This is a genomic window from Streptomyces sp. GQ60 (assembly GCF_059758875.1).
This window is the reverse complement of the sequence record NZ_JCAXEG010000007.1, coordinates 243,967-257,245: the sequence shown is the minus strand read 5'-3', so window position 1 is coordinate 257,245 and position 13,279 is coordinate 243,967. Positions and strand designations below refer to the sequence as shown.

The window sequence follows — 13,279 nt, the reverse complement described above, 5'->3', positions numbered from 1 at the left end:
GCCACCCGAGACGCTCGTCACGCCCGCGCACCCCCGGGCACGACGAAAGAGCCCCCGCTCCGGATCTCTCCGGAGCGGGGGCTCTCTCACTGTGCGCGAGGGGGGATTTGAACCCCCACGTCCCGAAGGACACTGGCACCTGAAGCCAGCGCGTCTGCCGTTCCGCCACTCGCGCAGTGGCTACCAGCGGTTCTTCCCTTGCGGGCCGTTCCCCTGGCGACATCGGAACATTAGCACGTCGGATGGGGTGGATTCACATCGCTTTTCGTGCTCTCCGGGCTCCCGCCGACGACCGCCCCTCCCGTACCCGGCCGCCGGTGCGGGACACTGTCCTCGGGGCCCCCCTACGATCGCTTGTGAGGACCAACACTCATGCGCACGTGACCGATGGGGAACCACCCGAATCCGCCACGCGTGGATACGATCAGTAAGCAGTACAGGGCGACAACGACGGAGGAGGTGCCCCATGGGAGTCCTGAAGCGGTTCGAGCAGCGACTCGAAGGTCTGGTGAACGGCACCTTCGCCAAGGTGTTCAAGTCCGAGGTCCAGCCGGTGGAGATCGCGGGAGCGCTCCAGCGCGAGTGCGACAACAACGCCACCATCTGGAACCGCGAGCGCACCGTCGTCCCCAACGACTTCATCGTGGAGCTGAGCGCGGGCGACTACGAGCGCCTGAGCCCCTACTCCGGCCAGCTCGGCGACGAGCTCGCGGGCCTCGTCCGCGACTACGCCAAGCAGCAGCGCTACAGCTTCATGGGCCCCATCAAGGTCCAGCTGGAGAAGGCGGACGACCTGGACACCGGGCTCTACCGGGTCCGCAGCCGCACGCTCGCCGCCAGCACCTCCCAGTCCCCCGGCCAGCACGGTCCGGGCCCGGGACAGGGCCACCAGGCCCCCCCTGCCCAGCCCGGCGGCTACGGGTACCCGCCGGCCTCCGCGCCGCCGATGCCCGCCGGACCGCCCCCGGGCGGACCCGGTGCGCGCCGGCCGGGCCCCGCAGGACCGGGCGGACCGGCCCCCGTACCCACCGGCGGCGCCGTACGGCGCCACTGGATCGAGATCAACGGCACCCGCCACCAGATCTCGCGCCCTACGCTCGTACTCGGCCGAAGCACCGAAGCCGACGTGCGGATCGACGATCCCGGCGTATCGCGCCGGCACTGTGAGATCCGGACCGGAACGCCCTCGACGATCCAGGATCTCGGGTCCACCAACGGCATCGTGGTGGACGGGCAGCACACCACCCGCGCTACGCTCCGCGACGGTTCGCGGATCGTCGTGGGCAGCACCACCATCATTTACCGGCAAGCCGAAGGGTGAAGCGGGGGCAATGTCAGAGCTGACCCTGACGGTCATGCGGTTGGGTTTCCTGGCCGTTCTGTGGCTGTTCGTCATCGTGGCCGTCCAGGTCATCCGCAGCGATCTCTTCGGTACGAGAGTCACGCAGCGCGGTTCCCGACGCGGCGGGGGCGCTTCCGGCGCCCCGACCCAGCAGGGCCGCCAGCCGGCGGCCCCACCGCAGCAGCGCCAGCGCCGCGGTGCGCCCACCAAACTCGTCGTCTCCGAGGGCACCCTCACGGGCACCACGGTGGCCCTCGCCGGCCAGACGATCACCTTGGGCCGCGCCCACGACTCCACGATCGTGCTGGACGACGACTACGCCTCCAGCAGGCATGCCAGGATCTATCCCGACCGTGACGGCCAGTGGATCGTCGAGGATCTCGGGTCCACCAACGGCACGTATCTCGACCGGACCCGGCTGACCACCCCGACGCCCATTCCGCCGGGCGCCCCGATCCGCATCGGCAAGACCGTCATCGAGCTGCGGAAGTAGTACGAGAATGAGCGAGCGGAGCGAGCGAGCCGCAGCGGCCGGTCCCACCGGGGACACGGACCCGAGCGCGTTCCAGGCCGGAGGGTGGGCAGTGTGGCTCGAGACCGGTTGTACCCCGAGGCGTCGACAGGGCAGGTGCGCATGAGTCTGTCCCTGCGGTTCGCCGCCGGATCGCACAAGGGCATGATCCGCGAGGGCAACGAGGACTCCGGCTACGCCGGTCCCCGTCTCCTCGCGATCGCCGACGGCATGGGCGGCCAGGCCGCCGGTGAAGTCGCCAGCTCCGAGGTGATCTCCGCCCTCGTGCAGCTCGACGACGACGTCCCGGGCTCCGACATGCTCACCGCGCTCAGCACCGCGGTGCAGCGCGCCAACGACCAGTTGCGGGTCATGGTCGAGGAGGACCCCCAGCTCGAGGGCATGGGCACCACGCTCACCGCCCTCCTGTGGACGGGCCAGCGCCTCGGCCTGGTCCACGTCGGCGACTCCCGCGCCTACCTGCTCCGCGACGGCGTCCTCACGCAGATCACCCAGGACCACACCTGGGTGCAGCGCCTCGTCGACGAGGGCCGGATCACCGAAGAGGAAGCCACCACCCACCCGCAGCGCTCCCTGCTGATGAGAGCCCTGGGCAGCGGCGACATCGTCGAGCCCGACCTCTCCATCCGCGAGGTCCGGGTCGGCGACCGCTACCTGATCTGCTCCGACGGGCTCTCCGGCGTGGTCTCCCACCAGACCCTGGAGGAGACCCTCGCCGACTACCACGGCCCCCGCGAGACCGTGGCCTCGCTCATCCAGCTCGCGCTGCGCGGCGGCGGCCCCGACAACATCACCTGCATCGTGGCCGACGTCCTCGACACCGACAGCGGCGACACCCTGGCCGCGCAGGTCAACGACACCCCGGTCGTCGTCGGCGCGGTCGCCGAGAACCAGCACCACCAGCTCTTCGACGGCGGCAACGCCATGCAGACGCCGGCGGGCCGCGCCTCCGGGCTCGGCCGCCAGAGCCCCCCGCCCGCCGGCGCCTTCGGCCCCCCCGGCAGCGGCGAGGCTCCGGGTTACGGCGGTTACGGCGCCCCGGGACAGGGCGGCGGAGCCGACGCGTACGGCAGCTTCGGCGACCCCGACCCGTACGACGGGGACTCCGGGTACGAGGACACGTACGACCACCCGCGCAGGCGCCGCGGCAAAGGGCGCAAGTGGACCACGCGCACGCTGACGCTGCTCGTCGTCCTCGGTGTCATCGGCGGCGGCCTGTACGCCGGCTACCGCTGGACCCAGACGCAGTTCTACGTCGGGGTCAAGGACGAGCACGTCGCGCTCTTCCGCGGGATCAGCCAGAAGCTGGGGCCGATGGAGCTCTCCACGGTGGAGACCGACCGCCCCGACATCGAACTGAAGTACCTGCCGCCCTTCAAGCGCAAGCAGGTCGCGGACACGATCAGCGAAAGCAGCCTCGACTCCGCCCGCACGAAGATCGACGAGCTCGGCACCCAGACCTCCGCCTGCAAGAAGGACGAGGAACGGCGTGCCGCCGAGGCGCAGGGCAACCAAACACCCGGCCCCGAGCTGACTGCCGCCGAGCAGCAGGTCGTCGGCCTGTGCGAGAAGCAGTAGACATACGCGGGCACAGGGGGCCCGCCACACCATGAGCGTTGTCACCAACACGACCACCATCGGCGCCATCGAGCTGCCGAGCCGGCGGAACACCGAGCTCCTGCTGCTCGCCTTCGCCGTGGTCATCCCGATCTTCGCCTACGCCAACGCGGGCCTGTCGATCCACGGGAAGCTGCCCCCGGGCATGCTCACCTACGGGCTCGGCCTCGGCGTCCTGGCGGGCATCGCCCACGTCGTCGTACGGCGCTACGCCAAGTACGCCGACCCGCTGCTGCTGCCGATCGCCACGCTCCTCAACGGGCTCGGCCTCGTCCTGATCTGGCGCCTCGACCAGTCCGAGCGGCTGCAGAACCTGGCGAAGCGCCAGTTCGGCGCCTTCTCCGAGTCCGCGCCCCGGCAGATGATGTACACGGCGCTCGCCATCGCCCTGTTCGCCGTCGTACTGCTGGTCCTCAAGGACCACCGCGTGCTCCAGCGGTTCACGTACATCTCCATGGCCGCCTCGCTCGTGCTGCTGATCCTGCCCGTGATCCCGGGTCTGGGAGCCGACGTCTTCGGCGCCAAGATCTGGATCAGCGTCGGCGGGTTCTCCATCCAGCCCGGCGAGTTCGCGAAGATCGTCATCGCCGTCTTCTTCGCCGGCTACCTCATGGTCAAGCGCGACGCCCTGGCGCTCGCCAGCCGCCGCTTCATGGGCCTCTACCTGCCGCGCGGCCGCGACCTCGGCCCGATCCTGATGATCTGGGCGATGAGCCTGCTCGTCCTGGTCTTCGAGAACGACCTCGGCACCTCGCTGCTCTTCTTCGGCATGTTCGTGATCATGCTGTACGTGGCCACCGAGCGGACGAGCTGGATCGTCATCGGCCTGCTCATGAGCGTGGGCGGGGCCACCGTGGTCGGCGCCACCGCCAGCCACGTCAAGGCCCGCGTCACCGCCTGGCTCGACCCCTTCGCCTGCTACCAGGACTCCGGCGCCTGCGAGCAGGTCGGCCAGTCGATCATGAGCTTCGGCTCCGGCGGGGTCCTCGGCACCGGCTGGGGACAGGGCAACTCCGACCTCATCGGCTTCGCCGCCAACTCCGACTTCATCTTCTCCACCGTCGGCGAAGAGCTCGGGCTCGCCGGGGTCATGGCCTTCCTCCTGCTCTACGGCCTGATCATCGAGCGGGGCGTGCGCACCGCCCTCGCCGCCCGCGACCCCTTCGGCAAGCTCTTCGCGATCGGCCTCTCCGGCGCCTTCGCGCTCCAGATCTTCGTGGTCGCCGGCGGGGTCATGGGCCTCATCCCCCTGACCGGCATGACCATGCCCTTCCTCGCGTCCGGCGGCTCGTCCGTCCTCGCGAACTGGATCCTCATCGCCATCCTCATCCGGATCAGCGACACCGCACGCCGCCCCGCCCCGGCCCCGGCACCGTCCCCCGACTCCGAGATGACCCAGGTGGTCCGCCCGTCATGAACAAGCCCCTGCGCCGCATCTCGATCTTCTGCGGGCTGCTCGTCCTGGCACTGCTCGTGCGGACCAACTGGATCCAGTACGTCAAGGCCGAGGAACTGAGCACCCGCAAGGAGAACCGCCGGGTCCAGATCGCCCAGTACGCCACCGAACGCGGCAACATCATCGTCGAGGGCAAGGCGATCACCCGCTCCGACGTCACCGACGGCAGCGACTACAAGTACAAGCGGGGCTACCTCGACGGGCCGCTCTGGGCCCCGGTGACCGGCTACGCCTCGCAGGCCTTCGGCTCCACGCAGTTGGAGTCCATCGAGGACGGCATCCTCACCGGCAACGACGACCGGCTCTTCTTCGACCGCACCATCGGCATGTTCACCGGCGAGAAGAAGCAGGGCGGCAACGTCGTCACCACGCTCAACGCCGCCGCCCAGCAGGCCGCGTTCGACAAGCTCGGCACCAAGAAGGGCGCGGTCGCGGCGATCGACCCGCGCACCGGCGCGATCCTCGCCCTGGTCAGCACCCCCTCGTACGACCCCACGTCCTTCGCGGGCAACTCGAAGACCGACGAGAAGGCCTGGGTCGAGCTCAAGGACAGCGAGGACAAGAGGCTGGTCAACCGCGCCCTGCGCGAGACCTACCCGCCCGGCTCCACCTTCAAGGTGGTCACCGCCGCCGCGGCCCTGGAGAACGGCGTCGTCACGGACGTCAACGCGCCGACCGACACCGAGGACCCTTACATCCTTCCGGGCACCAAGACCGAGATGGTCAACCACGCCCCGAACTGCGGCAAGGCCACCCTCAACTACGCCATGCAGGTCTCCTGCAACTCCGTCTTCGCCAACCTGGGCAACAAGGTGGGGCGGGACAACATGGTGAAGACCGCCGAGAAGTTCGGCTTCAACAACGACAAGATCGACACCCCGGTCCGCGCCTTCGCCAGCGTCTACGACAAGACCATGGGCAAGGACGGCAACGCCCTCAGCTCCATCGGCCAGTTCAACACCGCGGCCACCCCGCTGCAGATGGCCATGGTCACCGCCGCCATCGCCAACAACGGCAAGCTGATGAAGCCGTACATGGTCAAGCAGCTGGAATCGCCCAACGTCGACGTCATCGAGAAGCACGAGCCGCAGGAAATGAGCCGGCCCCTCTCCGCCGAGAACGCGAAGAAGGTCCGGGACATGATGGTCAACGTCGTCGAGAACGGCACCGGCAAGACCGCCAGGATCAAGGACACCAAGGTCGGCGGCAAGACCGGCACCGCCCAGCACGGCGAGGGCAACAAGAAGCGCCCGTACGCCTGGTTCATCTCCTACGTGGAGAACCCGGACGGCAGCTCGCCGGTCGCCGTCGCCGTCGTCATCGAGGACAGCGGCGCGGACCGCGAGGACATCAGCGGCGCAGGTCTCGCGGCCCCCGTTGCCAAGGCCGTCATGGAAGCAGTACTCAAGAGCAACAAGGGGTAACGGGCGGGGCACGAGGCCACGCGAGAGCGCACAAGGGGCACGAAAATGTGATCCGGGTCACCGTTCCCGCCCGGATCGGAGCGTACGGTACCGGTCCGGTATCAGCCTGTGGTCACGAACCGATCACCGGCGATCGGCCGGTAGCCTTTGCGCGAACAGCACACCGCCGGACCACACACCGGTGCGGTCGGGACTGACGGAGAGGGCTGCACGTTATGGAAGAGCCGCGTCGCCTCGGCGGCCGGTACGAGCTGAGCCACGTGCTCGGCCGTGGTGGCATGGCCGAGGTCTACCTCGCCCACGACACCCGGCTCGGCCGTACCGTCGCCGTCAAGACCCTGCGCGCCGATCTCGCCCGCGATCCGTCCTTCCAGGCCAGGTTCCGGCGCGAGGCCCAGTCGGCCGCATCGCTCAACCACCCGGCGATCGTCGCCGTGTACGACACCGGCGAGGACTACGTCGACAACATCTCCATCCCGTACATCGTGATGGAGTACGTCGACGGCTCGACCCTGCGCGAACTCCTGCACTCCGGCCGCAAGCTGCTGCCCGAGCGCACCCTGGAGATGTGCATCGGCATCCTCCAGGCGCTGGAGTACTCGCACCGCGCCGGCATCGTGCACCGCGACATCAAGCCCGCCAACGTCATGCTGACCCGCTCCGGCCAGGTCAAGGTCATGGACTTCGGCATCGCCCGCGCGATGGGCGACTCCGGCATGACCATGACGCAGACCGCCGCCGTCATCGGCACCGCCCAGTACCTCTCCCCGGAGCAGGCCAGGGGCGAGCAGGTCGACGCGCGCTCCGACCTCTACTCGGCCGGCTGCCTGCTGTACGAGCTCCTCGCCGTCCGGCCGCCGTTCATCGGCGACTCCCCGGTCGCCGTCGCCTACCAGCACGTACGGGAAGAGCCCCAGCCCCCGTCGAACTTCGACTCCGAGATCACGCCCGAGATGGACGCGATCGTGTTGAAGGCGCTGGTCAAGGACGCCGACTACCGCTACCAGTCCGCCGACGAGATGCGCGCCGACATCGAGGCCTGCCTCGACGGCCAGCCCGTCGCGGCCACCGCCTCCATGGGCGCCGCCGGCTACGGCTACCCCGACCAGGGGCAGGGCTACGGACACCAGGGCTACGACCAGCCCACCACCGCCCTGCGCACCGCCGACCCGAACCAGACCTCCATGCTCCCGCCGATGCCCCCGGGCGACGGCGGATACGGGTATGGGGACCAGGGCGGCTACGACCAGGGCGGCCACGGCCGGCGTCAGCAGAAGAAGAGCAAGGCCTCCACGATCCTGCTGGTCACGGCCGGCATCCTCGTCCTGGTCGGCGCGATCCTCATCGGACGGGCCCTCTTCGACACCACCGCCGACAACCGGCCCGCGGTCCCCAAGCTCATCGGCGAAACCTTCGAGCAGGCCAAGGCCAACGGGGACAACGTCGGTCTCGTCGTCCAGCAGGACGGGGAGATGCCCTGCGAGGCCGCCCCCAAGGGCAGCGTCTGCGAGCAGAACCCCGCCGAGGGCGTCAAGGTCGACAAGAACTCCGTCGTCAAGGTGAAGGTCTCCACGGGAGCGCCCAAGGTCCTCGTTCCGAACGTCATCAACCTGGCGGTCGCCGACGCGGAGAAGGCGCTCACGGAGAAGGGCTTCCAGATCCAGAAGAAGACGGTCGAGTCCGAGCGGCCCGCCGGCACCGTCATCGAGCAGAACCCGAAGAGCGGCGAGGCCGAGAAGGGCTCGACGATCGAGCTGACGGTGGCCAAGGAAGTCTCCAAGGTGACCGTCCCGGACCTCACCGGCAAGAGCCAGGGCGACGCTTCGAAGGCCCTGCAGGCCCTCAAGCTGAAGCTCGGCAGCATCACCGAGGTGGACGCGCCCCCGGGCACGGCCCCCAAGACGGTCGTCAGCCAGGACCCCGGCATCAACAGCTCGGTCGACGTCGGCTCGACGGTCAACATCTCCGTCGCCAAGCCGGTCCAGCAGATCCAGGTCCCGAACCTGGCGGGCAGGACGATCAACGAGGCCCGCGCGCTGCTCGCCTCCAAGAACCTCGCCTTCGGAGCCGTGCTGTCGGGCTCCTCCGACGGCAAGGCGAGGATCCTGACCTCGAACCCCGGGGTCGGCACCACGGTCCAGCCCGGCGCGGTGATCGACGTGACCACGATGGAAGACGGCCAGCAGAACGGCGGCAACAACGGCGGCGGCTTCTTCGGAGGCCTCGGCAACTAGCCGGCGGCGCACGCACGACAACGGGTCCGGCCCCTCTCCACGAGAGGGGCCGGACCCATTTTGTCCAACGGCTACCAGGCTCTGACAGGTGCAGGACGGACGCTCGGTCGCCGTCCAGTGCGAGAACTTCGCACCCTTCCGGCACGTGCTCAGCGGTGAGATGCAGAAGTTCCTCGGCTCCTCGAAGGTCCTCCACCAGGCCGATGTGGCCCTCTACGTGGCCACCTGCGCCTTCACGCGCGAGTCCCTGGCCATCGCCCGCCCGGGGAGGCGTGACAACCGTCCACAGGGGCCTTCTGGAGGCCTGGAGCGCCGGGGTACGGCTCCAGGCGCTGCGCTGAATTCGAAAGCGACAGGCTGTCGCTTTCAAACGGGAGTCGTCCACACCCTCAGCGCAGCTCCGCCGGAAGGCTCCGCTTCGCGTCGACCTTCTCCGTGCGGACCAGCTCGCCCCACACGATGTAGCGGTACTTCGAGGTGTACACGGGCGTGCAGGTCGTCAGGGTGATGTAGCGGCCCGGCGCCGTGCGGCCCGACTCCTTGGGGACCGGGCTGATCGAGTCCACGTTGTACCTCGAAGTCTGGCTCAGTTCGGCGAAGACCTTGTACACGTACCAGGTGTCGCGGGTCTCGAAGACGACCGCGTCGCCGTTCTTCAGCTTGTCGATGTTGTGGAACTTGGCCCCGTGCCCGTCGCGATGGGCCGCCAGCGCGAAATTGCCCGCCGGGTCCCACGGCAGCGCCGACTTGACCGGTTCCGTGTAGTAGCCGGCGACGCCGTCGTTCAGGACCTCCGAGCCGGTGCCCCGCTTGACCAGCACCTCGCCGTTCTTCATCGCCGGCACGTGCAGGAAGCCGATCCCGCCCTGGGTGTCCAGCACGCCGGGCGCCGCCGCCGCCTCCTGCGCGGGCGCCGCCCTGTCCCACTGCTCGCGCACCGCGTCGCCGCGTGCGGAGGCGTCCCGGTCCGCCAGGACGTTCGTCCACCACAGCGAGTACGCCACGAACAGCCCGAGCACGAGGCCCACCGTGATCAGGAGCTCGCCCAGCAGGCTCAGGAACCCCGCGAAGGCGCTGCGGCTCGGGGACGGTGCGGCGGCACGTGACACTGCGGATCCTCTACGGGCTGGTCAGCTCGGGCGGAGCACCCTGGCTGCGGGGGCGTTCTGCGGTCATCCTGCCCCATACGATCAGCCGGTAGGTGCTGGTGAACTCCGGGGTGCACGTGGTCAGCGTGATGTACCGGCCCGGGGAGGTGAACCCCGATCCGACGGGCACCGGCTTGATGACCGACACGTTCGACGGCGGGGTCTGCGCGAGCTGCGAGCTCATCTCGTACGTGTAGTACGCGTCGCGCGTCTCCACCACGATCTTGTCCCCCGGCACCAGCCGGTTGATGTAGCGGAACGGTTCGCCGTGCGTGTTCCGGTGGCCCGCCAGGGCGAAGTTGCCCTGGGGATCGGCCGGCATCCCGGTCGCGAGCGGCGCCTCGGCGTAGTGGCCGACCATCCCCTTGTCGAGGACCTTCGCCTTGTTCGTCCCCTCCGCGACCGGCACCTTCACGTCCAGCTTCGGGATGTACAGGATCGCGAAGCCCTGGCCCGGCTCGAAGGCCGCGACGGGCGGCGCGGCCGCGCCGACCGGCTCGCGGTCCCAGTTCTGGAGCAGGGAGCCGGCGGCGTCGTCGGCCGTCCGGCCCGCCAGGAAGTTCGTGTACCAGAGCTGGTAGCCGACGAAGAGCAGCATCACCAGGCCCAGCGTGATGAACAGCTCCCCGGCGAGCCTGCTGAGGACCACGACCGGCCCGCCCGAGGCGGGCCGCCTGCGCCGCCGGCCACGGCCCCGCGTCCGCGTACGCTTCGCTGCCTCCTGCGCTGCCCTGCGTCGCGCTGCCCGGCCCTCGGTGGGCGCGGACGGCGCGAGGGCCGTCACGCGACGGCCTTGCCCACCACCGGGGCGAGCCCCACCGAGCGCTCCACCGCGCCCGCGTCACCGCAGCGCACCAGCCAGTTCGCGAGCATCCGGTGGCCCCACTCGGTCAGCACGGACTCGGGGTGGAACTGCACGCCCTCGACGTCGTGCTCCCGGTGGCGCAGACCCATGATGATCCCGTCCTCGGTCCGCGCCGTGACCTCCAGTGTGTCCGGGAGGGTCGGCGGCTCGGCCGCGAGGGAGTGGTACCGGGTCGCGGTGAAGGGCGAGGGCAGGCCTTCGAAGACGCCGAGGCCCTCGTGGACCACCGGCGAGGTCTTGCCGTGCAGCAGTTCCGGAGCCCGGCCGACGACGCCTCCGTAGGCGACGGCCATCGACTGCATGCCGAGGCAGACGCCGAAGACCGGTACGCCCGTGTCCGCGCAGTGGCGGACCATGTCCACGCAGACGCCGGCCTCTTCCGGCGTGCCGGGGCCCGGGGACAGCAGCACGCCGTCGAAGCCGTCCTGGGCGTGGGCGAGCTCGACCTCGTCGTTGCGCAGCACCTCGCACTCGGCGCCGAGCTGGTAGAGGTACTGGACCAGGTTGAAGACAAAGCTGTCGTAGTTGTCGACAACCAGAATGCGCGCGCTCACGGAGTCGCTCCCGATCCCTCGTCCACCGTCACATCGTTGAACGGAAGCAGCGGCTCGGCCCACGGGAAGACGTACTGGAACAGCACGAACACCACCGCGAGCACCAGCACGAGGGAGATCATCACGCGTACCCACGCGTTACCCGGCAAATGCCGCCAGATCCAGCCGTACATGCCGCCTGTGTCCTTTTCGTCCACGATCGTTCAACGCACCGCAGGGGCGGTACGTCCACAGCCTAAAGGCACCCGCCCGGCGCGGAGGGTCACCTTGCCAAACCCTCCGGCCCGCCCTGCGCGAGGGTCCGCATACCGGTCAGTTCGGCCCAGACCACGAGCCGGTGGCTGTGGCCCCATTCCGGGTCGCAGGTGGTCAGCGTCAGGTACTTGCCCGGCCCGGTGAAGGGCGAGCGGCTCGGCACCGGGTCGACCACGCCGACCTCCGTGGGGAGCGTGCGCAGCGGCTCCGCACGGACGGTGTACGTGTACCAGCCGGTGGCGTCCTTGAGGATCACCAGGTCGCCGGGGCGCAGCTTGGGGATGTCCTTGAAGGGGTCGCCGTAGGTGCGCCGGTGGCCGGCCACCGCGAAGTTCCCGGTCCCGCCGAGCGCGGCCGTGCCGGCGTAGTGGCCCAGGCCCTTCTTCAGCAGCTCCGTGCCCGTGCCCTCCAGGACCGGCTTGTTCCAGCCGGGGCCGAAGCGCGGGACGTACATCTCGGCGAAGGCCCGGCCCGGCGGGTACGCGGCGGGCTGCGGGGCGGCCGGGTCTGGCGACGGAGCGGGAGCCGGCTGCGGGGCGGCCGCGGGCGCCGCGGACCAGCGGTCGCGCATGCGGGCCATCTCCCCGTCCATGGCCTGGTCGGCCTTGACCCCGGTCCACAGCAGGACGTAGGCCACGAAGAGCACGATGAGCGAGCCCGCGGTCAGGCACACCTCGCTGAACGTCCGTACCAGCAGGCGCAGTACGGCGTCACGGGGTGGCGGACTCCAGCGGCTTCGCATAGTGGAGGTCCACTGTGCCGGAGTAGCCCGGCAGTGTCAGCGCCTTGTGCTCGTCCACTTTCCAGCCGAGCCCGTACGCGTTCACGTACAGCTGGTAGTTCTGCAGCGCCGGGGAAGCGGCGAGGGCCTTCTTCAGCGCACCGGGGTCGCCGACCGCCGACACCTTGTACGGGGGCGAGTACACCCGGCCCTGGAGGATCAGGGTGTTCCCCACGCAGCGCACGGCGCTGGTGGAGATCAGGCGCTGGTCCATGACCTGGATGCCCTCGGCGCCGCCCTGCCAGAGGGCGTTGACCACCGCCTGGAGGTCCTGCTGGTGGATCACCAGGTCGTTGGGCTGCGGCTCGGGCACGTTGGGGATGCGGGCGGTGGCGTTCGGGGGCGCGTCGTTGAGGGTGACCGTCACGGCCTTGCCGGCGATCTCCTCGGTGCCGGAGGCGGCGCGCAGGGCGGCCAGCCTGGCGTCCTCGGCCTTGCTGCTCCCGTTGTCGCGGCCGGCGAGTGCGTCGACCTGGTCGCGTGCGGTGGCGGTGCTCTTCTCCAGCTCCAGGTTGCTCTGGCTGCGCTCCTGGATCAGGTCGGACAGCTTGAGGAGCGAGGCGTCCGTCCGGATGTTCGTACCCTTGGAGGTGTTGAAGCTGGTGACGAAGATCAAGCCGGCCAGGGCGAAGACGGCGGCCGTGAGCAGCCGGACCGGTCTGGCACGGCGACGGGGACCCGCGGAGGAGTCGTCGGAATTGCTCAACGTACCCTTCTCCTTCAACGCCACAGGTCCACTACGCTAACGGACGCCCGGGGCAGGCAAGGTCCCCAGCCCATCGACAGGAGAGCCCCTCGTGCCGAAGTCACGTATCCGCAAGAAGGACGACTACACGCCGCCCCCCTCGCGGACGCCGCAGTCGATCAAGCTGACGAACCGCAACTGGGTCGCCCCGGTCATGCTGGCGTTCTTCTTGGTCGGCCTGGCATGGATCGTCGTTTTTTATCTCTCCGAGACCCAGCTTCCGATCGAAGCCCTCGGAAATTGGAACATTGTGGTCGGATTCGGCTTCATTGCGGCAGGATTCGGCGTCTCCACGCAGTGGAAGTAGCCAGGCTTCGCAAGCTCTC

The 13,279-nt window shown here is 69.4% G+C and carries 12 protein-coding genes, 1 tRNA gene and 1 pseudogene; 7 read left to right on the top strand and 7 right to left on the bottom strand.

Going from position 1 to position 13,279, the window contains the following annotated elements:
• Nucleotides 1–92: 92 nt before the first annotated feature.
• Nucleotides 93–175 (bottom strand) — tRNA-Leu (locus tag AC6CKD_RS19970).
• A gap of 291 nt (nt 176–466) precedes the next feature.
• Between AC6CKD_RS19970 and AC6CKD_RS19965 the strand changes: the two genes are divergently transcribed.
• The 6 genes from AC6CKD_RS19965 to pknB all read left to right on the top strand — a co-directional run bounded on the left by AC6CKD_RS19965 (nt 467) and on the right by pknB (nt 8,605).
• Nucleotides 467–1,321 carry an FHA domain-containing protein gene (locus AC6CKD_RS19965; protein WP_498328783.1) on the top strand — a complete coding sequence of 285 codons (855 nt, stop codon included), beginning with the start codon at nt 467–469 and terminating at the stop codon, nt 1,319–1,321.
• A 10-nt stretch (nt 1,322–1,331) separates the two neighbouring features.
• Complete coding sequence (locus AC6CKD_RS19960) at nt 1,332–1,835, top strand: FHA domain-containing protein FhaB/FipA (RefSeq protein ID WP_243331039.1); 504 nt, start codon at nt 1,332–1,334, stop codon at nt 1,833–1,835.
• A gap of 141 nt (nt 1,836–1,976) precedes the next feature.
• Nucleotides 1,977–3,452, top strand: coding sequence for a PP2C family protein-serine/threonine phosphatase (locus AC6CKD_RS19955; RefSeq protein ID WP_498328782.1), 1,476 nt, complete (start codon nt 1,977–1,979; stop codon nt 3,450–3,452).
• Between the two features lie 31 nt (nt 3,453–3,483).
• Nucleotides 3,484–4,908, top strand: coding sequence for an FtsW/RodA/SpoVE family cell cycle protein (locus AC6CKD_RS19950; RefSeq protein WP_498328781.1), 1,425 nt, complete (start codon nt 3,484–3,486; stop codon nt 4,906–4,908).
• Nucleotides 4,905–6,371 (top strand): peptidoglycan D,D-transpeptidase FtsI family protein, encoded by a 1,467-nt coding sequence (locus tag AC6CKD_RS19945; protein ID WP_498328780.1) that lies wholly within the window; start codon nt 4,905–4,907, stop codon nt 6,369–6,371. The genes AC6CKD_RS19950 and AC6CKD_RS19945 overlap by 4 nt, the downstream gene beginning before the upstream one ends.
• 215 nt (nt 6,372–6,586) lie before the next feature.
• The gene (pknB, locus tag AC6CKD_RS19940) at nt 6,587–8,605 is read left to right on the top strand and encodes a Stk1 family PASTA domain-containing Ser/Thr kinase (RefSeq protein WP_498328779.1); all 2,019 of its coding nucleotides are present in this window, start codon (nt 6,587–6,589) and stop codon (nt 8,603–8,605) included.
• Between the two features lie 389 nt (nt 8,606–8,994).
• On the opposite strand, the gene AC6CKD_RS19935 is transcribed toward pknB, so the two are convergent.
• From AC6CKD_RS19935 to AC6CKD_RS19910, 6 genes and pseudogenes are all read right to left on the bottom strand, one after another.
• Nucleotides 8,995–9,714 (bottom strand): class E sortase, encoded by a 720-nt coding sequence (locus AC6CKD_RS19935; RefSeq protein ID WP_498328778.1) that lies wholly within the window; start codon nt 9,712–9,714, stop codon nt 8,995–8,997.
• A 10-nt stretch (nt 9,715–9,724) separates the two neighbouring features.
• Nucleotides 9,725–10,552: pseudogene (locus tag AC6CKD_RS19930) on the bottom strand (class E sortase); the annotation flags it as partial.
• Entirely contained in the window at nt 10,534–11,172 is a 639-nt protein-coding gene (locus tag AC6CKD_RS19925) for an aminodeoxychorismate/anthranilate synthase component II (protein ID WP_254382122.1), read from the bottom strand. The pseudogene AC6CKD_RS19930 and the gene AC6CKD_RS19925, both read right to left, overlap by 19 nt.
• Nucleotides 11,169–11,369: a hypothetical protein gene (locus AC6CKD_RS19920; protein ID WP_254382427.1), complete on the bottom strand. Its 201-nt coding sequence runs from the start codon at nt 11,367–11,369 to the stop codon at nt 11,169–11,171. The genes AC6CKD_RS19925 and AC6CKD_RS19920 overlap by 4 nt, the downstream gene beginning before the upstream one ends.
• A gap of 65 nt (nt 11,370–11,434) precedes the next feature.
• Nucleotides 11,435–12,169 (bottom strand): class E sortase, encoded by a 735-nt coding sequence (locus AC6CKD_RS19915; protein ID WP_498328777.1) that lies wholly within the window; start codon nt 12,167–12,169, stop codon nt 11,435–11,437.
• Nucleotides 12,138–12,914: a DUF881 domain-containing protein gene (locus AC6CKD_RS19910; RefSeq protein ID WP_498328776.1), complete on the bottom strand. Its 777-nt coding sequence runs from the start codon at nt 12,912–12,914 to the stop codon at nt 12,138–12,140. The genes AC6CKD_RS19915 and AC6CKD_RS19910 overlap by 32 nt, the downstream gene beginning before the upstream one ends.
• 91 nt (nt 12,915–13,005) lie before the next feature.
• On the opposite strand from AC6CKD_RS19910, the gene crgA reads away from it, so the two are divergent.
• Nucleotides 13,006–13,260, top strand: coding sequence for a cell division protein CrgA (gene crgA / locus AC6CKD_RS19905; RefSeq protein ID WP_243331050.1), 255 nt, complete (start codon nt 13,006–13,008; stop codon nt 13,258–13,260).
• Nucleotides 13,261–13,279: the final 19 nt, after the last annotated feature.

Excerpts from the sequence above, each read along its gene's own strand:
- AC6CKD_RS19965 (WP_498328783.1), top strand. The coding sequence starts at position 467 with ATGGGAGTCCTGAAGCGGTTCGAGCAGCGACTCGAAGGTCTGGTGAAC.
- AC6CKD_RS19960 (WP_243331039.1), top strand. The coding sequence starts at position 1,332 with ATGTCAGAGCTGACCCTGACGGTCATGCGGTTGGGTTTCCTGGCCGTT.
- AC6CKD_RS19955 (WP_498328782.1), top strand. The coding sequence starts at position 1,977 with ATGAGTCTGTCCCTGCGGTTCGCCGCCGGATCGCACAAGGGCATGATC.
- AC6CKD_RS19950 (WP_498328781.1), top strand. The coding sequence starts at position 3,484 with ATGAGCGTTGTCACCAACACGACCACCATCGGCGCCATCGAGCTGCCG.
- AC6CKD_RS19945 (WP_498328780.1), top strand. The coding sequence starts at position 4,905 with ATGAACAAGCCCCTGCGCCGCATCTCGATCTTCTGCGGGCTGCTCGTC.
- pknB (WP_498328779.1), top strand. The coding sequence starts at position 6,587 with ATGGAAGAGCCGCGTCGCCTCGGCGGCCGGTACGAGCTGAGCCACGTG.
- AC6CKD_RS19915 (WP_498328777.1), bottom strand. The coding sequence starts at position 12,169 with ATGCGAAGCCGCTGGAGTCCGCCACCCCGTGACGCCGTACTGCGCCTG.